Source organism: Variovorax sp. GW821-FHT09D07, assembly GCF_059416345.1.
This window is the reverse complement of sequence record NZ_JBWKOY010000006.1, coordinates 348,851-370,707: the sequence shown is the minus strand read 5'-3', so window position 1 is coordinate 370,707 and position 21,857 is coordinate 348,851. Positions and strand designations below refer to the sequence as shown.

Genomic DNA, 21,857 nt, shown 5'->3' with positions numbered 1-21,857 from the left:
CTGCTGCAGATCGGCGAGCGCGAGATGCGCTCGCTGCGCGGCAACCAGCTGTCGATGATCTTCCAGGAGCCGATGACCAGCCTGAACCCGGTGTTCACCATCGGCGAGCAGATTGCCGAGAGCGTGCGCCTGCACAAGGGGCTGGACCGCAAGGCCGCGCTGGCCCATGCGCTGCGCATGCTGGAGCTGGTGGAGATTCCGGCCGCCGCGCAACGCATCCACGAGTACCCGCACCAGCTGTCGGGTGGCATGCGCCAGCGCGTGATGATTGCGCTGGCCATGGCCTGCGACCCGACGCTCCTGATTGCCGACGAGCCCACCACCGCGCTGGACGTGACCATCCAGGCGCAGATCCTGGAGCTGATGCGTCGGCTGCAGGCCGAGACGGGCATGAGCATCCTGTTCATCACGCACAACCTGGGTGTGGTGGCGCACCATGCCGACGACGTGGTGGTCATGTACTCGGGCCGCGTGGTCGAGCGCGCGCCGGTGCGCCCGCTCTTCGCGCAGCCCGAGCATCCGTACACGCAGGGCCTGCTGGCCTGCCTGCCGGGCAAGGCGCGGGTTCCTGGGCAACCGAAGCCCAAGCGGCTGTTCGCCATTCGCGGCCAGGTGTCGAGCCCGCTGGCGCCGCCGCCCGGTTGCGCCTTCGAGCCGCGCTGCGACCAGGCGCTGCCCGAATGCCGAAGCGCGATGCCGCCGCTGATCGACATCCGGCAAGACCGCCAGGCGCGCTGTGTGCGCGTGCAGCCCGACCAACCGCTCGCGAGGGCTGCATGATGACCACCGCTGTTTCTGTTTCTTCCCCTTCTTCCTCGCCCCTCATCGAAGTCCGCGGGCTTAAAAAATACTTCGGCAGCAGCGAGCGCCCCGTGCGCGCGGTGGACGACGTGTCCTTCGCGATCCAGCCCGGCGAGACGCTGGGCCTGGTCGGCGAATCGGGCTCGGGCAAGAGCACCATCGGGCGCACCGTGCTACGCCTGGTCGAGCGCACCGAGGGCCAGGTGCTGTACCGGGGCGACGACATCGGCGGCCTCTCCGGCGAGCGCATGCGCAAGCTGCGCAGCAAGCTGCAGATCATCTTCCAGGACCCGTACGCCAGCCTGAACCCGAAGATGCGCATCAGCGCCATCCTGGGCGAAGCGTTGTCCACGCACGGCCTGCACAAGGGCGCGGCGGCACGCGACAAGCGCATCGCCGAGCTGCTGGAGACCGTGGGCCTGCGCCCCGAGCATGCGAGCCGCTTTCCGCACGAGTTCTCGGGCGGCCAGCGTCAGCGCATCGGCGTGGCGCGCGCGCTGGCCGTGGAGCCCGAGTTCATCGTGGCCGACGAGCCGCTGTCGGCGCTCGATGTGTCCATCCAGTCGCAGGTCATCAACCTGCTGGCCGACCTGCGCGAGCGGCTGGGTCTGACCATGCTCTTCATCTCGCACGACCTGGATGTGGTCGAGTACCTGTGTGACCGCGTGGTGGTGCTGTACCTGGGCAAGGTGATGGAAGTCGCCACCACCGAGGAGCTGTTCGCGAACCCCTCGCACCCCTACACCCAGGCGCTGCTGGCCGCGAGCCCGAAGCCCGATCCTGAGATGGCGACCGAGCGCATTGCGCTCAAGGGCGACATTCCCAGCCCGATCTCGCCGCCCTCGGGCTGCGTGTTCCGCACGCGCTGCCCGCATGCCATCGAGGCCTGTGCGCAGACGGTGCCCAGCCTGGATGAGGTTTCCCCCGCACACTACAGCGCCTGCATCCGCAAAGAACTGCTCTCCCACATCGCCGTTGCACGACCATGACCGACATTTCTTCCTCGACACACGACTTCATCGACCCGCTGCTGAGCGACCGCTTCAAGGGCTACCCGCGCACCCAGCCGCCGCGCCTGCGCAGCGAAGTCGGCGCCGCCGGCTGGAACGTGCTGGCCGGCGACCTGCCGCTGCCGCTGGCCGTGCTCAAGCGCGAGGCGCTCGAGCACAACCTGGCGTGGATGCAGGCGCGCGTGCGCGAATGGGGCATCGACCTGGCGCCCCATGGCAAGACCACCATGTCGCCGCAGCTGTTCCAGCGCCAGCTCGATGCCGGCGCCTGGGGCCTGACCTTTGCCACCGTCACGCAACTGGCCGTGGGCGTGGCCGCCGGCGCGCGCCGCACGCTGATCGCCAACCAGGTCGTGAGCGACGAAGACCTCGCGGGCATCCAGCTGCTGCTGGCCGACCATGCGGACCTGCGTGTGGTGTTCCTGGTCGATTCGATCGCACAGCTTGCGCTGATTGAAGACTGGTCGAAGCGCAATCCTGCGAGCGTGCCCTTCGAGGTGATGCTCGAGATCGGCATCGACGGCGGACGCACCGGTTGCCGCACGCATGCAGAGGCAGTCGCCGTGGCGAGCGCGGTGCGTGCCAGCAGCGCCGCGAAGCTGGTGGGCATCGAGAGCTACGAGGGCCTGAATGCCACCGGGTCCACCGAGCAGGACACCGCCTTCGCCAAGGCCCTGATGGACCGGATCGAAGCCGTCGCGCGCCACTGCGACACGCAGCAGCTCTTCGAGACCGACGAGGTGTTGGTCTCGGCCGGCGGCTCGGCGATCTTCGATCTCGTGGCCGGGCGCCTCAAGCCTGCCCTGGGCTCGCCGGTGCGCGGCCTGCTGCGCTCGGGCTGCTACGTGACGCACGACCATGGCTTCTACAAGCGCATGGTGAATGTGGCGGATGAGCGCATGGGTTGCGAGTGCGGCGAAGGGCTGACGCCGGCGATGGAGGTCTGGGCCAATGTGCAGTCGCGGCCCGAGCCCGGCCTGGCGATTCTCTCGGTCGGCAAGCGCGACGTCTCTTTCGACATGTCCATGCCCATCCCCATTGCGCACGCGGCACGCGGTGCATTGCAGTCGCACGCTGTGCCCGCCAGCTGGAAGGTCACGGCACTGAACGACCAGCATGCCTACCTGCGCTGGGACGCGAGCGACGAAGCGCAGGCACCGGTCGTCGGCGATCGCGTGGGCCTGGGCATCTCGCACCCTTGCACCACCTTCGACAAATGGCACTGGATGCCCGTGGTCGAGAACGACTACCGCGTGAGCGATGCGGTCGTGATCCATTTCTGAGCAAGGCAACGCATCCCTCCATGAACACACAGAAGAACAGCGCGACGCTGCTCGAAGGCGGCCTCGTGGTCGACGGCTCGGGCGGCCCCTCGTGGCCCGGTGACGTGCTGCTGCAGGGCGATCGCATCCTGGCGCTGGGCGAAGGCCTGCGCACGCGGCTTCCCGAAGGATTGAGCATTGCCGATGTCGACGTGGTCGACTGCCGCGGCAAGGTGATCGCGCCCGGCTTCATCGACGCGCACACGCATGACGACGCCATCGTGCTGCGCGACCCGCTGTGCCTGCCCAAGGTGTCGCAGGGCATCACGACCGTGGTCACGGGCAACTGCGGCATCTCGCTGACGCCCTATCGCACGCCGCAGTCGAAGCCGCCGCTCACGCTGCTGGGCGCGGACTCGTTCAAGCACGCAACCATGGCCGAGTACCGCGCGGCCGTCGATGCGACGCAGCCCGCGCTCAACGTGGCCGCGCTCGTGGGCCACACCACGCTGCGCTTCGCGGCGATGCAAGCGCTCGACCGGCCCGCGAACGGCGATGAACTGGAACACATGGCCGCACTGCTCGACGACTGCATGGCTTCGGGCGCGCACGGCATGTCATCGGGTCTGTTCTACGAAGAAGCCTTTGCCGCGCCAGCGGAAGAGGTCACCGCACTCGCGCGCGTCGTGGCGCGCCACGGCGGCGTCTACGCCACGCACCTGCGCAGCGAGATGGAGCAGATCATCGAGGCGATGCACGAGGCCGGCGACTCGGCGTTCGAGGCCGGCGTGCCCTTGATCATCTCGCACCACAAATGCGCAAGCCCCGCCAACTGGGGCCGCACGAAGGAGACCCTGCCGCTGATCGACGCCCTGTCGCAGCGCCAGGAGATCGCGATGGACGTGTATCCCTACGTGGCCGGGTCCACCGTATTGCGCGAGGACATGGTGGACGGCGTCATCGACGTGCTGCTGACCTGGTCCGAGCCCCACCCGGAGATGACCGGCCGCCTGATCTCCGACATCGCGCGCGAGTGGGGCACAACGGAGAAGGAGGCCAGCCTGCGCCTGAAGCCCGGCGGTGCGTGCTATTTCCTGATGCAGGAAGAAGACGTGGAGCGCGTCATCGCCCATCCGCGCAGCATGATCGGCAGCGACGGCCTGCCGCACGACCGGCATCCGCACCCGCGGCTGTGGGGTGCGTTTCCGCGCGTGTTTGCGCGCTACTGGCGCCAGCGCAAGCTTTTCACGCTGGAGCAGGCGGTGCACAAGATGACGGGCATGACGGCGCGCAACCTGCGCATCGCCGATCGCGGCCTGCTGCGTGTCGGCACCATGGCCGACGTGGTGGTGTTCGACCCCGAGACCATCACCGACACCGCGACCTACGACCAGCCGCTGGGCGTGAGCGAAGGCATCGAACGCGTGTTCGTGAACGGCGTGCTCGCGTACCGCGGTGCGAACGAGGCGCGCGTGCTCGCGCGCGCGGGGCGCATGCTGACACGGCAGCCACGCGCCGCGAACTGAGCGTCGCCGCGCCCCTTCCCTGCCATCCCGTAGAGTGCACGCATGATCGAATCCACCACCCTTCGGTACTTCTACGAGGTCGCGGCCTTCGGCTCCGTGCGCGTGGCGGCTGAAAAGCTCTTCGTGGCCCAGAGCGCCGTGAGCCGGCAGATCGCGCTGCTGGAAGACGAACTGGGCGTGCCCGTCTTCGAGCGCCATGCACGGGGCATGGCGCTGACCGCGGCCGGCGAACTGCTGCTGCGCTATGCGCAGGACAACAAGACGCAGCTGGCCGACCTGAAGGGCCAGATCCACGAGTACGAGACGCTGGCCAAGGGGCACGTGCGGGTGGGGTGCGTGGAGGGCATCCTGCACGGCCTGCTCACCAGCTTCATGCCGAGCTTCATCCGCACGCACCCGGGCATCACCTTCTCGCTCGATCTCATGGGCTCGCATGCGGTGGGCGAGTCGGTGGCGGAGCACAAGTACGACCTGGGCATTCTGTTTGGCGCCTCGCCGCGCCCCGACCTCATCGAGCTGCAGAAGATCGAGCAGCCCTTGTGCGTGATCGCTTCGACGCAGCATCCCCTGGCGCAACAGCGCAGCTGCACGCTCGCGGAAGTCGCCGACGCGCCCCTGGCGCTGCCCGACCGCTCCTTCGGCCTGCGCCAGCTGGTCGACCGCGTCAGCTCCAAAGGCAAGTTCAAGCTGAACATCGCGGTCGAGACGAATTCGCTGTCCTTCGCGAGCCGGCTGGTCGCGGAGTCGGACCTCATCACCTTCCAGCCGAGCGACGTGGTCGCACCGCTGATCGAGGCCGGCAAGGTGGTGGCCATTCCGCTCACCGATGCGTCGCTGCGCTCGGCACGCGCCACGCTGGTCGCGAGCTATTCCCGGCGGCTGTCGCTCGCGGCCAATCACCTGTCGCAGTCGCTGATCGCCTACATGCAGGGGTGGCAGCGGCCCGTGAAGCCGGGGCGCGCCACCACCGCTCGCACGCCCGCCAGGGGAAAGCCGGAGTAGTCCCCGCGCGCGGGATCGTCGGCATCGAAGGGCTCAACCCGGCAGCGTGACCGTGATCATCTTGACCTCGGTCATCGCCTCCAGCGTGTGCATGCCGCCCAGCCGGCCGATGCCGCTCTTCTTGCCGGAACCGCCGCCGAAGGGAAGGTGGATTTCCCACCAGGTGGTGCCCGCGTTGATGTTGACGATGCCGGCGGGAATCGCCTTGGCCATGGCGATGCCGCGGCCGATGTCTTGTGTGAAGACGCCTACCGAGAGGCCGTAGTCGTTCTGCAGGGCCATCTCTAAGGCCTGCGCTTCGTCCTGGAAGGCGACGACCGGCACGACGGGGCCGAAGGTTTCCTCCCGGCACAGCGGCATGGCGGGCGTGACGTCGCGCACCACGGTGGGCTCGAAGAAGAAGTCGCTGCCCAGGTCCGGCCGCGCCCGGCCGCCGCACAGCACGCGTGCGCCCTGTTCAACGGCCTCGTCCACATGCGCGCGCACCTTGGCCGCCACCTGGGCGTTGTTGAGTGGCCCCATGGTCGTGGCGGGATGCAAGGGATCGCCCAGCACCTGCTCGGCGGCCTTGGCGACCAGCTTGTCGCAGAGGCGGTCCACCACGCTGGCATGGGCCAGCACGCATCCTGTCGCCGCGCACACCTGCCCGGCATTGAAGAATGCGCCGCCTGCCGCTGCAGTGGCTGCCGCATCGAGGTCGGCGTCTTCGAAAACGATCAGGGGCCCGTTGCCTCCAAGCTCGAGCAGCAGGGGCTTTCCGGCGCCTCGCTCGGCGATGCGCTGGCCCGTCGCGGTGCTGCCGGTGAAGGCGATGGCGGTCACGTCCGGGTGCACGACCACCGCATCGCCCACGGTCGCGCCCTCGCCGATCACCAGATTGAGAACGCCAGCGGGCAGGCCGGCCTTTTCGATGGCCGCCATCAGCGCGCAGGCCACGAGCGCGGTGGACGGCGCGGGCACCCAGACGAGGGTGTTGCCGGTGGCGATGCCGGGGGCGATGTATTCCACCGGGATGTTGACCGGGAAGTTCCAGGGCGTGATGACGCCATACACGCCGCGCGGCTGCCGCAGGGTCATGACGAGCTTGCCCGGGTCTTCCGCCGGCAGCGTCTTGCCGCCCATCTGCTTGACGAGTTCGGCGGCGAGCCGGAAGCCGTCGGCGGCCTTGGCGACCTCGCCCAGCGCCTCGGCCAGGACCTTGCCCTGCTCGCACGACAGCGTGTGCGCGAGGGCCTCGCGCGCGGCATCGATCCCGGCCGCGATGGCCATGCACATCGCAGCGCGCTCGAACACGGGCGTGGCGGCCCACGCGGTGGCCGCGGCCTTGGCGGCGGCCACCGCCTCGCCCGCCGTCTCGCGGCCCGAACGGGGCACGGTGGCGATGGTGTCGCCGTTGGCCGGGTTGACCACCGGCAGGGTGTCGGCGGTGGTCGACCAGCGCCCGCCGATGTGGTTGCCCGTTTCGACTTCGGACATGCAGTGGTTGCGCATGGCCTAGCCGTACGAATACGCGATCGACGCGGCGTGGCGCTGGCCGTCGCTGCCGCCGGCACGCGCGTCCACGCTGGACGCGGACGGCCTGTACCCGGCCGGCGCCGGGGCTGCGACGCCCACATGGCGCTCGGTCTGCGCATCGAAGCAATGGGTCGATGCGGCCTCGCGGACCTGCAGGTGCACGAGGTCGCCGGGCTTGAGGGCCACGCGGTCGTGCACAGACACGCACCAGGGCGTTTCGCTGCCCGCCACGGTGCCGTAGATCTGCGTCTTGTCGCCCGTCGACTCCGTGAGGATCACGCGCAACGCCAGGCCTTCCGGGGCCAGCTGCAGGTGCTCGGGCCGCAGCCCCAGCAGCACGTGCTGCCCATCGGCCAGCAGGGGCGTGCACCCGGACGTGGGCAGGTCCCAGCTCTGGCCGTCGGGCAGCGCGAGCCAGGTGCGGCCGTGTGCGCGATGCACCTGCCCCTGCGTGAAGTTCATGGCGGGCGAGCCGATGAAGCCCGCCACGAAGCGGTTGACCGGGCGGTCGTAGAGCTCGAGCGGCGCACCGACCTGCTCCACCCGGCCCGCGCGCATCACGACGATGCGGTCGGCCATGGTCATGGCTTCCACCTGGTCGTGCGTGACGTAGACCATGGTGTTGCCCAGGCGCTGGTGCAGGGCCTTGATCTCGGCGCGCATCTGCACGCGCAACTGCGCATCCAGGTTGGACAGCGGCTCGTCGAAGAGGAACAGCGCGGGCTCGCGCACCACGGCGCGGCCCATGGCCACGCGCTGGCGCTGTCCGCCCGAGAGCGCGCGCGGCAGGCGGTCCAGGTAGGGCGTGAGGTTGAGCAGGCTGGCGGCTTTTTCGATGCGCGGGCGGAAGTCGCTTTCGGCTTCGCCGCGCGTGCGCGGGCCGAAGGCGATGTTCTCGTAGACCGACAGGTGCGGGTAGAGCGCATAGCTCTGGAACACCATCGAGATGTTGCGCTTTTGCGGCGACAGGTCGTTGGCCCGCGCACCGCCGATGCGCAGCTCGCCGCCGCTGATGGGCTCCAGCCCCGCGATCATGCGCAGCAGCGTCGACTTGCCGCAGCCCGAGGGGCCGACGAGCACGACGAACTCGCCGTGGGCAATGTCCAGGTCGATGCCGTGCACGACGGGCACGCCGGCGAAATCCTTGCGCAGTTGCTTGAGTTGAACCTGAGCCATGGGGTCTCCTTGTCTTTATGGAAGTGAGTCGCTGGCTCAGTAGTCTTCGACCGTGATCTCGCGGGCCATCGGAAGGATGCCCGCCATGAGGCCCGCGTCCACCGGCAACGCCACGCCCGTGATGACGCGCGCGGCGGGCGACGCGAGGAAGAGCACGGCATCGGCCACGTCGTCGGGTGTCGCGAAGTCGCCCAGCGGGTACCACTTCTTCAGCTGCTCGAACACCTGCGGGTTCTTGTCGGCGCGCGCCTGCCAGGCGGGCGTCTTGACAGTGCCGGGCAGCACGATGTTGGCGCGGATGCCGTAGGCGCCCAGCTCCATGGCGAGCGAGCGGGTGTAGCTGACCAAGGCGGCCTTGGCCGCGCTGTAGGCCGGGTGACCGAGCGTGGTCAGCGCGTTGACCGAGCCGATGAGCACCAACTGCCCGCTGCGGCGCTCGACCATGGCGTGGCGCACCGCCTCCACGCAATGGAACGCGCCATTCAGGTTGAGCTGGATGTCGGCCTGCCAGTCCTGCGGCGTGGTCTTGCGCACCGTCGGCCCGCGCGCGGCGCCCACGTTCGACACCAGCACATCCACCGGGCCGACAGCCGCAACGGCCGTGGCCACCTTGTCGCACAGCGCCGCGCAGTCGGTGACGTCCGCCACCAAAGGATGCAGCCGCGCCAGATCGTCGGCACTCACGCCCTGCCCGGCCAACACGGCCGCCAGGCCTTCCAGTGCACCCGCGTCATGGTCCAGCGCGATCAGCCGGTCGCCGGCTTGCAGCACGCGGCGGCACAGGGCCTGGCCGATGCCGCCTGCGGCGCCCGTGACCAGCGTCACGCGCCGGGACGGCGCGTGGGGATGAACAGGAGACGGAGTCGAAATTGATGTGTCCACGCAATGCGCCCTGTGAATTGCCAATACCTCTCCCGACCGGGCGGCAATGAATTACCGCGCGCAATTCGAGCTCGAATTTTGAAGCGTACAGGACGCCGTCGGAATTTGGCCTTCAATATTTCGCAGGCAGGGTTCTGTTTTTTAGAAATCGAGGGTTAGCTCTATCTATGGCGCCATTCGGCCGACTCGTAAGATAAAAAAGCGAAAGCATTGATCGCAGCAGATCCCGACGTGTATTCAATTAATTTTCAATCACTTCACGAGGAATTAAATATGAAAAAACGAAATACAACTCTATTGGCAGGCGCAATTCTTCTGGGTCTTTCCTCCCTCACGGCCCAGGCGGGAAATATCCGCATCGCGATGTCCAGCTACAGCGACAACACGCGCCCCTGGCTGGAGGCGCTGGCCCGGGACTACGAAAAGGCCAACCCGGGAGACAAGGTCAAGGTCGAGGTGGGAAGCTGGGAGAACATGCAGCAGAAACTGCAGGCGGAAATCGCCAGCAACAACCCGCCCGACCTGGCCCACGTCGCGACCCGCTGGGTCGGCGATTTCGTGAACGACGGCCTGGTGGAGCCGGTCGACAATTACGCCAATGCGGCGTTCAAGGACCAATTCATTCCAGCCTTCCTGAAAGCCGGCAATATCAATGGCAAGCCTTATGCATTGCCTATTGCGGCCAGCGTGCGCGCGATGTTCTATAACAAGGACATGCTGAGCAAGGCGGGCTTTCCCAATGGCCCCAAGACCTGGGACGACGTGATTGCCGCCGCGAAAAAGATCAAGGCCACGGGGGCCTACGGCTATGGCATCCAGGGCAAGGACCTGGATACCGACACTTATTTCTACTATGCACTGTGGAGCATGGGCGGCGACGTGCTCGATGCGGGCAACAAGGCCGCCTTCAATTCGCCGACCGGCGTGAAAGCCGCCACGCTCTACAAAAGCATGATCGACCAGGGCCTGACCGAGCCCGGCGTGGCCGGCAACACGCGCTACGACCTGCACAACCTGTTCAAGCAGGGGCGTTTGGGCATGGTCATTTCGCTGCCGCCGCTGGCCAAGGAAATCGCCAAGGACGCGCCGCAACTGAAATACGGCATCACCGGCGTGCCCAACGGCGGCAAGGACATCACCTTCGGCGTGACCGACTCGATCATGATGTTCAAGACCTCGAAGAACAAGGAAACCGCCCAGAAATTCCTGAACTTCATGTTCTCGAAAACCGCGCGGCTGAAGTTCGACCAGGGCGAAGGCTTCATGCCGGTGACGCGCGAGGTGGCCAACGACCCCGTGTTCAAGGACGACCCGGTGCTGTCCGAGTTCGTGACCCTGCTGCCCAACGCGCGCTTCGCCCCGCTGGTCGCCGGCTGGGAAGACTCGGCGCAGGCCGTCACCAACGCGCTGCAGGCCATCTACCAGGGCAAGGCGGAACCGAAGGCGGCGCTGGACAAGGCCGCGGCCGAAGCCAACACCAAGCTCAACAAGAAATAAGCGAGCAAGCCCCGGGGCGCAGCCCTGGGCTGCGCCGCCTTCCCGCGTGTCGCACCACGCCCAACCACGCCTATCCGATCGAATTGCCCTATGCAGAATCCCGTTCGAGGCCCTGCCCTGGCTTGGGGGCTGATTGCACCGAGCCTGTTGCTCACCCTCTTCATCCTGGCCTATCCGCTGTCCACCCTGGTGTTCCAGTCGGTGCACGACATCTCGCGCTTCGGCCTGCTGCGGGCCTTCAACGGCCTGGACAACTTTCGCACCGTGTTCACCGATCCGGTGTTCGCCCACGTGGTGTGGCGCACGGTGCAATGGACGGTGTGCGTGGTCGGCGGCGCGGTGCTGTGCGCTGTGCCGATCGCGCTCATCCTGCAGCAGGATTTCTATGGTCGGGGCGTGGCGCGCACGATCGTGATGCTGCCCTGGGCGGTGTCGCTGACCATGACGGCCATCGTCTGGACCTGGTCCTTCAACGGCCAGTACGGCATGGTCAATGCGAGCCTTGCCATGGTCGGGATCATCCAGGAGCCGATCAACTGGCTGGCCGACGGACAGCTCGCGTTCTGGGTCGAGGTGGGCGTGGGCATCCTGGTGTCCATCCCCTTCACCGTCACCATCTTCCTGGGCGGGCTGTCGTCGGTGTCGCAGGACATCTACGAAGCGGCCGGCATCGAAGGCGCGTCGCGCTGGCAGCAGTTTCGCCGGCTCACGCTGCCGCTGCTCAAGCCCTTCATCCACATGGCGATCGTGCTGAACGTGATCTACGTCTTCAACTCGTTCCCCATCATCTGGATCATGACGCAGGGCGGGCCGGACAACGCCACGCACATCCTCGTCACCTGGCTCTACCAGTTGGGCTTCCGCCTGGGCCGCCCCGGCGAGGCGGCCGCCATTTCGCTCGTGATGCTGGCCTTGCTGCTGGCCTTCACCGTGTTCTACCTGCGCCTGCAAAAGCGCCAGTCCGCGAAGGCCGCCGCATGATCCGCCCCGACAAACTCGTGCGCAGCCTCTGGTGCTGGCTGCTGCTCGCGCCGCTGGTGGCCGTGGTCGTCTTTCCGCTCGCGGTGATGTTCTTCACGGCGCTCAAGCCGGCGTCCGAGATCTACGTCTATCCGGCGCGCTGGCTGCCCCAGCAGTGGCAGTGGAGCAACTTCTCCGCCATGTGGACGCAGACCGGGTTCGGGCGCGCGCTGCTGAACAGCCTGCTGGTGTCGCTCTCTGCCACGGTGCTGACGATTGCCGTCAGCGTGCCTTCCGCCTATGCGTTGGCGCGCCTGAAGTTTCGCGGCCAGGGCGGCTACCGGCAGTTCCTGCTCATCACCCAGATGATCTCGCCCGTGCTGCTGGTGGTGGGCCTGTTCAAGATGGCGGCCAGCCTGCCCTGGTTCGAGGGCGGCAACATGACCGACTCGCGCCTGTCCGTGGTGGTGGCCTATGGCGCCTTCGGCATTGCCTTCGCCGTCTGGATGATGACCTCGTACTTCGAGACCATTCCGCGCGACCTGGAGGAGTCGGCCTGGCTCGAAGGCTCGGGCCCGGTGCGCACGGTCTGCAAGGTGTTCCTGCCGCTGGCCTTGCCGGCCATGGCGGTCACGGCGCTGGTCACCTTCGTCAATGCCTGGAACGAGTTCGCGGTGGTCTACACACTGATCCGCTCCACGGAAAAGCAGACGCTGACCGTGCTCGTCACCAACATGGTCGCGGGCCAGTACGTGGTGCAGTGGGAACTGGTGATGGCCGCCGCCATCTGCGCCGTGGTCCCGGTCGCCATTTTGTTTGCGTGGATGCAGCGCTACATGGTGCAAGGCTTGACCGCAGGCTCGGTCAAATAGCGACCGCAGCGGCATCACAGCCCGCTGCTACCCGCTGCGCCCGCCCCCTTCGAATAATGCGGCGACGGCCGGCGCGCCCCCTGCGCCGGCCGGTTTCGCCCCACCTCATCCGAAGGAGACAAACCCGATGGCTCGCAAGATCCTGATGCTCTGCGGCGACTACGCCGAAGACTATGAAACCATGGTGCCGTTCCAGACCCTGCTGGCCGTCGGCCACACCGTGCATGCGGTGGCGCCCGACAAGAAGGCCGGTGACTGGGTGCATACCGCCATCCACGACTTCGAGGGCGCGCAGACCTACAGCGAGAAGCCGGGCCACCGCTTCACGCTGAACGCCAGCTTCGACGAGGTGCGCCCCGAGGCCTACGACGCGCTCGTGATCCCCGGCGGCCGCGCGCCCGAGTACCTGCGCATGCACCCTCGCGTGGTCGAGATCGCCCGCCACTTCCTGGCCACCGACAAGCCGGTGGCCGCCGTCTGCCACGGCGCGCAGCTGCTCGCGGCCACGGGCCTCATCAAGGGCCGCAAGGTCTCGGCCTACCCGGCCTGCCAGGTCGAGGTGGAACTGGCCGGCGCCGAGTACATGGGCATTCCGGTCGACCAGGCGGTGACCGACCGCAACCTCGTCACGGCACCGGCCTGGCCGGCGCATCCGGCGTGGCTCTCGCAGTTCCTCGTGGTGCTGGGCACCCGCATCGAACACTGATCGGACGGAGGGACACGGGCGGCGCTACAGTGCCGCGTCGCCCCGATTCATTCCGCCTCTCAAGGAGATGGCCCATGTGCGAAGTCTTCATCAGCGCCGATCCGCAAAGCTACGACGCGCGCACGCGCTCGGTGCGGCTGCACGGCGTGGTCACCAGCATCCGGCTCGAGAACCTGTTCTGGCAGGTGCTCGAAGAGATCGCGCAGCGCGACGGCATGGCCGTGGTGCAGCTCATCGAGCGGCTGTACGACGAGCTGGTGGCGGCGCGCGGCGAGGTCGGAAACTTCGCGTCGTTCCTGCGCGTGTGCGCGTTGCGCTACGAGGCGATGGTGGCGCAGGGGCGGATTCCGGCCGACACGTCGGTCGCGATCCGCTCGCTCGATGCCAACGCCGTGCTGCATGAACTGCCGCAGGGCTGGGGTCGGCCTTCGCCTGCGCAGCCCGGCGAGGCCCGCGTGCACACGCTCCATGCCGCCGCGCGGCGGCATGCGTAGACGCCGCCCTTGCGCGCCCCTTCACGAGATCACCAGCGCATCTTCACGCCGACGCTCGCATTGACCCCGCTCTTGATGCGCGAGTCGCCGCCGGAGCCCGACCACAGCTTGCCCAGCTCCACATACACGCTCGTGTTCTCGGCCACCTGCAGCGTGGCCCCCGCCGCCAGCTCGGTGCTGCTGCCGCCGGTGCGCGTCGCGATGTCGGTGAAGCCGGCCGGGCCGACGAAGCGGGTGACGTCGGTGCCGCGGCTGCTGCGGTGGAAATTGACCCGCACATAAGGCTGCAGCACCCCGGCGCTGGTGACGAACTCGCCCTTCACGCGCACGCCGGCGCGTGCCCGCCAGCCGTTGTGGCTGTTCTGCTGCACGAGCGCGCCGGAGATGCCCGTGTCGCCCAGGCTCACCCGCTGGTGCACCAATTGCACCTGCGGCTCGACGGTCCAGTTCTGCGCGATGGGAATCGACTGCCCCACCTCGATGGACGCCAGCAGGCTGTTGCCCTTGCCGCCCCGGGAGAAGCCCAGCGTGGGTCTGGCGGTGTAGCGGTGGCGCCCGGCCTGCAGCACGCCGTCGACGTACACGCCGCTGGCGTGCTTCCAGGTGGCATAGGCGCCCAGGTATTCGCTCTTCTGGTTGTTGGTGCCCACGCCGAGGTTCGCCAGGCCGCTGGCAAAGCCGTTCACGCGCATGTCGCCGTCGAGCTGGCCGACGTACACGCCTGCGTGCCAGTCGGGGTTGGCCCACAGGTCGGTGCCGGCCTGGAAGCCCGTGAGGCGCCCCTTGCTCGTGGGGCTCACGGTGCCGCCCTGCGCGATGGTGCGCTCGGTGCTGATGATGCGCCCCCACGCCTCGCGGTAGCCCTGCGTGGGCTTGGCCGGGTTTGCGCCCGCTACAAGGTCCTCACCCATGCGCAGGCGCCTGTTGCCGAGCATCGCGAGGCTGGACTGGCGCAGCTGCTCGGGCAGCGCGGCGTACAGCGGCACTTCGGCGCGGTAGGTGGGCACAGCGAGCACGGGCACGACGCCGGTGCCGCCAGTGCCCGAGCCGCCACCGCCGGCAGGCGGCGTGCCGGGCGGGACAGGCGTCACGGGTGTCACGGGCGCAGCGGTCGAGCGCAGGTACCAGTTCTCGCCCGCGCCGGCGGCGTCGGCCGCATGCAGCCGGTACTCGTAGGCGCCCGCATCGACGTGCGTGCCGGCCAGCACGAACGCGCTCTTGGTCGTCTGCGCGGTGGTGGTCGCGCCGTTGAGGGCGCTGATCACTTCGATGCCGTTGCCGGTGGTGAGTGCGCCCAGGCCGCCCAGGTTGGTGATCTGCACATTCGTCGTGCCGCTGGCGACGGCGGTGGCGCCGCTCAGGATGAGCCGGTCGCTCGCGCTCGCGCTGCCGCCCAGCGCGGTGCCCAGTCGCAGCGTGCCGCCGTTGCCCACCCAGGGACCGTTGACGGTGAGCGTGGTGCCCGGCACCGCGCCCACCAGCGAGACGGTGCCACTGTGGGCCATCGACGCGAGGGTCTGGCTGTTGCCGGCCAGGTCGAGCGTCGCGCCGGTGGCCACCGTGAAGGGACTCGCGCTGCTGAGCACGTTGGCGGCGCCTGCACGCAGGGTGCCCGCCGCGACGTTGGTGGCGCCCGAGTGGGTGTCGGCACCGCTGAGCGTCAGCACGCCCGCGCCGATCTTCACCAGATCGCTGGCGCCGGAGATCGCGCCGGTCCACGTCAGGGCGTTCCCGTTGGTGTCGATGGTGCCCGTGCCGCCCAGCAGCAAGGCGTTGCTGACGCTGAGGCCGCCGGCGCCCGCGATGACGCTCGCGGTGGCGCCCGCGCCGATCGAAATCGCGCCCGTCATCGACGAGCCGGTGTTCAGCGTGAGGCTGTTGGTGCCGCCCGTGAATGCGACCGCCGCGGCGCGCGTGACGCCGTCGCCGCCCAGGCCGCCCGAGATGGTTCCGCCGTTGGTCAGCGCGAGGTTGGCGCCCGTCACCCCGACGCCGCCCACGCCGTTGGCACCACTCGGTCCGCCGTTGCTGTTGGCCCCGCCAGCGCCGCCCGCCCCACCGGCGATGGTGCCGGTGTTGGTGAGGGTTGCGCCCGCGCCGATCGATGCGAGGCCCGCCCCGCCGTCGCCGCCAGCGCCCGGTGAACCGGTGCCGCCCGCACCGCCGCCGGCCGCGCCGCCTGCGCCCCCGGCACCGCCCGTGATCGCGCCGGAGTTGCCGACGGTGACGGCGACACCCGCCAACGTCGCGCCGATGCCCCCTGCGCCGCCACCGCCGCCCGAGGCGTTGGAACGGGCGGGCGCCAATTCGGCCCCGCCGGCACCGCCCGCCCCGCCCGTGAGGGGACCGGTGTTGGTGAAGCTGAGTCCCGGGTTGGTCGCGTTCAGGTAGAACCCGCCGCCCCCGCTGCCACCGCCGCCGCCCTGCGAGAAGGCGTCGCCGCCCTTGCCGCCGGCGCCGCCCGTGGAAGATCCCGTGGCCGTGTAGCTGCCGAGCGGGCCGCTGAGGATCGAACCGTAGCCGCCCGCGCCGCCACCACCCGCTGCCCAGTACCCGTTGCCGCCCGCGCCACCGATGCCGCCGGTGTAGCTGTCGGACGAATTGGCCACGTTGTTGGCGATCGACATCCCCTGGAAGCCGCCGCCACCCCCGCCGCCATAGCCGTTGCCGTTGCCCGGGTCGCCGGTCTGCGCCTGGCCCGCGCCGCCGGCGTCGCCCTGGAACGCCCCGGGGCCGGTGGGCGTGCTGGCCGCGCCGGCCGCGCCACCGGTGCCCGGCGTGGCACCGCCGAAGCCGCCGATGCTGGCGTTGGCCCCCGCCGTGACGCCGCCCGGCGTGGACGATCCGCCCGCGCCGCCGAAGGCATTGACCGTGGTGTCGTTGAGCCCGCCGCTGCCGCCCGTGCCGTCGCTGCCGCCCGTGCCCGCGTTCAGCGACGCGTCGCCGACCGGCTGGCCGCCCGCACCCCCGGCCGCGAGCACCGGCACGACGCAGACCCACAGCGCCGCCGTTGCCGCAGCTGCCGCCACCGCGCGCACGCCGCCCCCGCTGCACGATCGCGCGTGGCCGCGCGCGATTTCTGGCGCGGCCACCCAGGTGCCGGCGGTGGGACTCCACAGGGTTCGGAAGATCTTGTTCATGACTCAACTCCCTCTTCGTTCACTGACTGGGCAGGTGGACCTCCGTGTGCAGCAGCAATGGCTTGCTCCTCCCCACGGCGACGATTTCGGATTTGCAAGTCAAAAATGTAAGAACGGGTGCCGGTTACGCGTATCCCTGCAAGGGGCTACCCTGAAACGGGAGCGACCGCCCCATGCGGGGCCACTCCGCCTCTGTCAAGCCCTTCGGTAGACGGTCTACCCTGTCGCGTATCCATACGTAACATGTGACTTTTGGACAGCACAATCTCTCGCCCTGGACGCGACGCCCAAAAGAAAAGGCACCCTCGCGGGTGCCTTGTTCATTGCGGATGCGCCCTGGGCGCGCGCTGTCAGTCCAGCGACACGTTCGCCTTGCGGATCACGTCGGTGAAGCGCTTCGTTTCCGTGGCCACGAACTGGTCGAACTGCGGGCGCGTGGTCGGGAACGGCTCGTAGCCGAAGCTCTTGAACTTCTCCAGCACGTCGGGTTCGGCCAGGCCCTTCTCGATGTCGCGCTTGATCTTCTCCGTCACCGAAGCGGGCAGGCCCTTGGGCACGGCGATGGCGTTCCAGCCGATGACCTCGAAGCCCTTCGGGCCGCCCGATTCGCCCACGGTCGGCACGTCGGGGAAGGCGGCGTTGCGCTGGGGCGCGGCCACGGCCAGGAAGCGCAGCTTGTTGGCGCGCTGCAGCGGGCCGGCGGTGGCGCTGCTGCCCAGCGCAAAGGCCAGCTCGCCGGTGGCGACCGAGGTGTACAGCTGCGTGGTCTCCTTGTAGATCACGTGCTCCATCTGCGTGCCGGTGGCCGACTCGAACAGTTCCGAGCCCAGGTGCACCGGGTTGCCGACCGACCACGAGCCGTAGTCCAGCTTGCCGGGGTTGGCCTTGGCGTCGGCGATCAGGTCGCCCACGGTCTTGTACTTGCTGTTGGTCGCGACAGTGAAGAAGAAATACGTCTTGAACAGCGGCAGCAGCGCGTCGAAGTCCTTCGAGGCGTCGTAGGGCAGCTTCTTGAACAGCGCGGGGTACGCGGCCAGGTGCACGTTGTCGAGCACGATGATGTCGTGGCCGTCTTTCGCACCGCGCTTGAAGGCGTCGATGGCGATGAAGCCGTTGCCGCCCGGGCGGTTCTCGACCACCACCGGCTGGCCCCAGGCGCGCGAGAGCTTGTCGGCCACGAGGCGGGCCACGCCGTCCGGGCCACCGCCGACCGGGAACGGCGTGATGATGCGCACGGGCTTGGTCGGGAAGGCCACGGGCTGCTGTGCCGAGGCGGTCAGCGGCAACAGGCCGCCGGCGGTCAGGGCCAGCACGGCTGCGGCAATGGCGCGACGCGAGAGCGAAGAACGGAAGAAGGACATGAGGGAAGTCTCCGGTTTAGAAATCGTTGGTTGGGTAGGAGCAGCGCTGAGCCGCGCAGTCAGTCGACCGACGCGCCCGAGGCCTTGACGATGCCGGCCCACAGCGCGCTTTCCTTCGCGATGAGCGCGGCGTAGTCGGCCGGCCCGCCGAGCAGCGGCACGGCGCCTTCCACGTCCAGGCGCGACTGGAACTCGGGGCCGCCCGCCACCTGCAGCATCTGCGCCGACAGCGTCTTCACGAACGTCTCGGGCGTGCCGCGCGGCGCGAGGATGCCGTAGGTGAGCGTGCTCTCGAAGCCCGCGAGTTCTCGCAGGCCCGACTCGGCCACGGTGGGCACGTCGGGCAGCGACGGCAGGCGCTTCGCACCCGTGACGGCAATGGCGCGCAGCCGTCCGCCCTTGACCAGCGCGAGCGCGGGCGGGATGACGCTGAACATCATTTGCACCTGACCGCCCGCGAGGTCGGTGAGCGCGGGGTTGGTGCCCTTGTAGGGAATGTGATTGATCCTGGTGCCGGTGCGCTGCGCGAAGAGTTCGCCCGTGAGGTGGCCGCCCGTGCCGCTGCCGCTCGACGCGTAGTCGAGCAGGCCGGGGCGCGACTTCGCCTCGTTGACGAGGTCGGCCACGCTGCGCACCTTCGAGGCGGCGGGCACCACGAGCACGAGCGCGGACGACGCGAACATGGCGACGGGCAGCAGGTCCTTGCGGGCGTCGAACTTCAGGCCCTTGTACAGCGCAGGGTTGATCGACACGGTGCCCGTGTGGCCCAGCAGCAGCGTGCTGCCGTCGGGCGTGCTGCGCACCACCTGCTCGGTGCCGAGGTTGCCGCCCGCGCCGGGCTTGTTGTCGACGATGACGCCGGACTTGCGCACCTCGCCCAGGCCCTTGGCCATCTGGCGCGCGAACACGTCGTTGCCGCCGCCGGCCGCGAAGGGCACGACGATGCGGATCGGCTTGGCATCGCTTTGCTGCGCATGCGCCGGCAGGCCCGCTGCTGCCAGCAGGCCCAGCAGCAGCTCGCGTCGGGCGAGGCCCATCAGACGCGTTCCAGGATCACGGCAATGCCCTGCCCCACGCCGATGCACATCGTGCACAGCGCGTAGCGGCCGCCGCCCTTGTGCAGCTGGTTCACCGCGGTGGTGGCCAGGCGTGCGCCGCTGGCGCCGAGCGGGTGGCCCAGTGCGATGGCGCCGCCGTTGATGTTCACGCGCGCGTCGTCGTCCTTCAGGCCCAGCAGGCGCAGCACGGCGAGGCCTTGTGCGGCGAAGGCTTCGTTGAGTTCGATGACGTCGATCTGGTCGAGCGTGAGGCCGGTGAGCGCCAGCACCTTCTGCGTGGCGGGCGCCGGGCCGATGCCCATGATGCGCGGCGCCACACCGGCCGTGGCCATGCCGACCACGCGGGCGCGCGGCGTGAGGCCGTGCTTGGCGGCGCTGGCTTCATCGGCCAGCAGCAGCGCACAGGCGCCGTCGTTCACGCCGCTGGCATTGCCGGCGGTGACGGTGCCGTCGGGGCGCACGATGGGCTTGAGCTTGGCCAGCGCCTCCAGCGTGGTGTCACGCGGATGCTCGTCCTTGTTGACGATGAGGGCGTCGCCCTTCTTCTGGGGCACGCTCACGGGCACGATCTCGGCGTCGAAGAAGCCGGACTTCTGCGAAGCGACAGCGCGCAGCTGCGAGTTGAGCGCCATCAGGTCTTGCGCTTCGCGCTCGATCTTGTAGTCGGTGGCCACGTTCTCGGCCGTCTCGGGCATCGAGTCGACGCCGTACTGCGCCTTCATGAGCTTGTTGACGAAGCGCCAGCCGATGGTGGTGTCGTACACCGCGTTGTTGCGGCTGAAGGCGCTCTCGGCCTTGGGCATGACGAAGGGCGCGCGGCTCATGCTTTCGACGCCGCCAGCGATCATGAGGCCGGCTTCACCGGCGCGGATGGCGCGCGCGGCGGTGCCCAGTGCATCGAGGCCCGAACCGCACAGGCGGTTGATGGTGCCGCCGCCCACTTCGATCGGCAGGCCCGCGAGCAGCGCCGACATGCGCGCAACGTTGCGGTTGTCTTCGCCGGCCTGGTTGGCGCAGCCGTAGAGCACGTCGCTCACGGCCTGCCAGTCGACGTTCTTGTTGCGCTCGATCAGTGCGCGCAGGGGCACGGCACCGAGGTCGTCGGTGCGCACGCTGCTGAGCGAACCGCCGTAGCGGCCGAAGGGGGTGCGGACGGCGTCGCAGATGAAGGCTTGGTTGGTCATGTGAGTTGTCTCTTGAATGGGTGGAACGGATCAGGCGGCGATCGGAAGGCCGATCAGCGTCTCGAGTTCTTCACGGCTCAGGCCCTCGACGGTGTCGACGAGCTTCAGGCCCTGCGGCGTGCATTCGAGCGTGGCGAGGTCGGAGTACACGCGCTTGACGCAGCCGATGCCGGTCAGCGGATAGGTGCACTGCTGCACCAGCTTGCTCGCGCCCTGCTTGGTGAGCAGGTCCATCATGACCCACGTCTGCTTGGCGCCGATGGCCAGGTCCATCGCGCCGCCGACCGCGGGAATGGCGTCTTTCTCGCCCGTGTGCCAGTTGGCAAGGTCACCGGTGGCCGACACCTGGAACGCGCCGAGCACGCAGATGTCGAGGTGGCCGCCGCGCATCATCGCGAAGCTGTCCGAGTGGTGGAAGAACGAACCGCCCGGCAACAGCGTGACGGGCTGCTTGCCGGCATTGATGAGGTCGTAGTCTTCTTCGCCGGCTTCAGGCGCGGGGCCCATGCCGAGGATGCCGTTCTCGCTTTGCAGGATGACCTCGCGGCCCTGCGGCAGGTGGTTGGCCACGAGCGTGGGCTGGCCGATGCCGAGGTTGACGACAGCGCCGTCGAAGATGTCTTGTGCGACGCGGGCTGCCAGTTGGTCTTTGGTGCGACGGGTGTATGCCATGGTCATGCTGCCTTCTTGAAGCCGCCGGCCTGCGTGGCGACACGTTCGATGCGCACCACCTGGTGCACGAAGATGCCCGGGGTCACGATGGTCTCGGGGTCGAGGGTGCCGAGCTCTGCGATGTCGTGCACGGTGGCGATGGTCTTCTTCGCGGCCATGGCCATCACCGGGCCGAAGTTGCGCGCGGCCTTTCGGTAGACCAGGTTGCCCCATCGGTCGCCGCGCTCGGCCTTGATGAGCGCCACGTCGCCATGGATGGGGTACTCGAGCACGTACTGCACGCCGTCGATCTCGCGGGTTTCGCGGTTGCCGGCCAGTTGCGTGCCGTAGCCCGTGGGGCAGTAGAAGGCGCCGATGCCGGCACCCGCCGCGCGGATGCGTTCGGCCAGGTTGCCCTGGGGCACGAGCTCGAGCTCGATCTTGCCGCTGCGGTACAGGCCGTCGAACACCTGGCTGTCGGCCTGGCGCGGAAAGCTGCAGATGATCTTGCGCACGCGCCCGGCCTTGAGCAGCGCCGCCAGGCCCGTCTCTCCATTGCCTGCGTTGTTGTTGACGACCGTGAGGTCCTTGGCGCCCTGCTCGACGAGGCCGTCGATGAGTTCGCCTGGAATGCCGGCGGTGCCGAAACCGCCGATGAGCACCGTGGCGCCGTCTTGGATGCCTGCCAGGGCATCGGCGACCGAGCGCGCGATCTTGTTGATCATGAAGCCTGTCTCCGGGAGTGAAGAAAGAAACCGAA

General features: G+C 68.6%; 19 protein-coding genes. 10 read left to right on the top strand and 9 right to left on the bottom strand.

Annotation, left to right across the window (positions count from 1 at the left end):
* The 5 genes from AC07OX_RS22850 to AC07OX_RS22830 all read left to right on the top strand — a co-directional run.
* On the top strand, positions 1-780 hold a 780-nt coding region (locus AC07OX_RS22850), incomplete at its 5' end, for an ABC transporter ATP-binding protein (protein ID WP_495262309.1).
* Entirely contained in the window at positions 780-1,790 is a 1,011-nt protein-coding gene (locus tag AC07OX_RS22845; RefSeq protein ID WP_495262310.1) for an ABC transporter ATP-binding protein, read from the top strand. The genes AC07OX_RS22850 and AC07OX_RS22845, both read left to right, overlap by 1 nt.
* On the top strand, positions 1,787-3,094 hold the full coding sequence (locus AC07OX_RS22840; protein ID WP_495262311.1) for an alanine racemase: 1,308 nt from the start codon (positions 1,787-1,789) through the stop codon (positions 3,092-3,094). Before AC07OX_RS22845 ends, AC07OX_RS22840 begins: the two co-directional genes overlap by 4 nt.
* A 20-nt stretch (positions 3,095-3,114) precedes the next feature.
* Positions 3,115-4,599 carry an N-acyl-D-amino-acid deacylase family protein gene (locus tag AC07OX_RS22835; RefSeq protein ID WP_495262312.1) on the top strand — a complete coding sequence of 495 codons (1,485 nt, stop codon included), beginning with the start codon at positions 3,115-3,117 and terminating at the stop codon, positions 4,597-4,599.
* Positions 4,600-4,641: 42 nt separating this feature from the next.
* The gene (locus AC07OX_RS22830) at positions 4,642-5,601 is read left to right on the top strand and encodes a LysR family transcriptional regulator (protein WP_492686578.1); all 960 of its coding nucleotides are present in this window, start codon (positions 4,642-4,644) and stop codon (positions 5,599-5,601) included.
* A gap of 33 nt (positions 5,602-5,634) precedes the next feature.
* Here the strand turns inward: AC07OX_RS22830 and AC07OX_RS22825 are convergent, their stop codons facing one another.
* Genes AC07OX_RS22825 through AC07OX_RS22815 form a run of 3 tightly spaced genes read right to left on the bottom strand, consistent with a single transcriptional unit; the run spans position 5,635 to position 9,117 of the window.
* Positions 5,635-7,077 (bottom strand): aldehyde dehydrogenase family protein, encoded by a 1,443-nt coding sequence (locus AC07OX_RS22825; protein ID WP_495262313.1) that lies wholly within the window; start codon positions 7,075-7,077, stop codon positions 5,635-5,637.
* 18 nt (positions 7,078-7,095) lie between these two features.
* Positions 7,096-8,292, bottom strand: a complete 1,197-nt coding sequence (locus AC07OX_RS22820) for an ABC transporter ATP-binding protein (protein WP_369630101.1) — start codon at positions 8,290-8,292, stop codon at positions 7,096-7,098.
* 36 nt (positions 8,293-8,328) lie between these two features.
* Positions 8,329-9,117, bottom strand: a complete 789-nt coding sequence (locus AC07OX_RS22815) for an SDR family oxidoreductase (protein ID WP_495262314.1) — start codon at positions 9,115-9,117, stop codon at positions 8,329-8,331.
* Positions 9,118-9,447: 330 nt separating this feature from the next.
* Between AC07OX_RS22815 and AC07OX_RS22810 the strand changes: the two genes are divergently transcribed.
* The 5 genes from AC07OX_RS22810 (at position 9,448) to AC07OX_RS22790 (ending at position 13,703) form a co-directional block, all read left to right on the top strand.
* Positions 9,448-10,671 (top strand): ABC transporter substrate-binding protein, encoded by a 1,224-nt coding sequence (locus AC07OX_RS22810; protein WP_070062654.1) that lies wholly within the window; start codon positions 9,448-9,450, stop codon positions 10,669-10,671.
* A gap of 90 nt (positions 10,672-10,761) precedes the next feature.
* Positions 10,762-11,652, top strand: coding sequence for a carbohydrate ABC transporter permease (locus AC07OX_RS22805; RefSeq protein ID WP_307696993.1), 891 nt, complete (start codon positions 10,762-10,764; stop codon positions 11,650-11,652).
* Entirely contained in the window at positions 11,649-12,503 is an 855-nt protein-coding gene (locus AC07OX_RS22800) for a carbohydrate ABC transporter permease (RefSeq protein WP_095948089.1), read from the top strand. The genes AC07OX_RS22805 and AC07OX_RS22800 overlap by 4 nt, the downstream gene beginning before the upstream one ends.
* A gap of 127 nt (positions 12,504-12,630) precedes the next feature.
* Complete coding sequence (locus AC07OX_RS22795; RefSeq protein WP_139704853.1) at positions 12,631-13,209, top strand: DJ-1/PfpI family protein; 579 nt, start codon at positions 12,631-12,633, stop codon at positions 13,207-13,209.
* Positions 13,210-13,283: 74 nt separating this feature from the next.
* On the top strand, positions 13,284-13,703 hold the full coding sequence (locus tag AC07OX_RS22790; RefSeq protein ID WP_070062657.1) for a ribbon-helix-helix domain-containing protein: 420 nt from the start codon (positions 13,284-13,286) through the stop codon (positions 13,701-13,703).
* A gap of 29 nt (positions 13,704-13,732) precedes the next feature.
* Here the strand turns inward: AC07OX_RS22790 and AC07OX_RS22785 are convergent, their stop codons facing one another.
* The 6 genes from AC07OX_RS22785 to AC07OX_RS22760 all read right to left on the bottom strand — a co-directional run bounded on the left by AC07OX_RS22785 (position 13,733) and on the right by AC07OX_RS22760 (position 21,822).
* Positions 13,733-16,843 (bottom strand): autotransporter outer membrane beta-barrel domain-containing protein, encoded by a 3,111-nt coding sequence (locus tag AC07OX_RS22785; RefSeq protein ID WP_495262315.1) that lies wholly within the window; start codon positions 16,841-16,843, stop codon positions 13,733-13,735.
* 350 nt (positions 16,844-17,193) lie between these two features.
* Positions 17,194-18,204 (bottom strand): Bug family tripartite tricarboxylate transporter substrate binding protein, encoded by a 1,011-nt coding sequence (locus AC07OX_RS22780; protein WP_495262316.1) that lies wholly within the window; start codon positions 18,202-18,204, stop codon positions 17,194-17,196.
* 59 nt (positions 18,205-18,263) lie between these two features.
* The gene (locus AC07OX_RS22775; protein ID WP_495262317.1) at positions 18,264-19,241 is read right to left on the bottom strand and encodes a Bug family tripartite tricarboxylate transporter substrate binding protein; all 978 of its coding nucleotides are present in this window, start codon (positions 19,239-19,241) and stop codon (positions 18,264-18,266) included.
* The gene (gene pcaF / locus AC07OX_RS22770) at positions 19,241-20,446 is read right to left on the bottom strand and encodes a 3-oxoadipyl-CoA thiolase (RefSeq protein WP_070062661.1); all 1,206 of its coding nucleotides are present in this window, start codon (positions 20,444-20,446) and stop codon (positions 19,241-19,243) included. Before pcaF ends, AC07OX_RS22775 begins: the two co-directional genes overlap by 1 nt.
* A gap of 30 nt (positions 20,447-20,476) precedes the next feature.
* The gene (locus tag AC07OX_RS22765) at positions 20,477-21,124 is read right to left on the bottom strand and encodes a 3-oxoacid CoA-transferase subunit B (protein ID WP_495262318.1); all 648 of its coding nucleotides are present in this window, start codon (positions 21,122-21,124) and stop codon (positions 20,477-20,479) included.
* On the bottom strand, positions 21,121-21,822 hold the full coding sequence (locus AC07OX_RS22760; protein ID WP_492686569.1) for a 3-oxoacid CoA-transferase subunit A: 702 nt from the start codon (positions 21,820-21,822) through the stop codon (positions 21,121-21,123). Before AC07OX_RS22760 ends, AC07OX_RS22765 begins: the two co-directional genes overlap by 4 nt.
* Positions 21,823-21,857 lie beyond the last annotated feature (35 nt).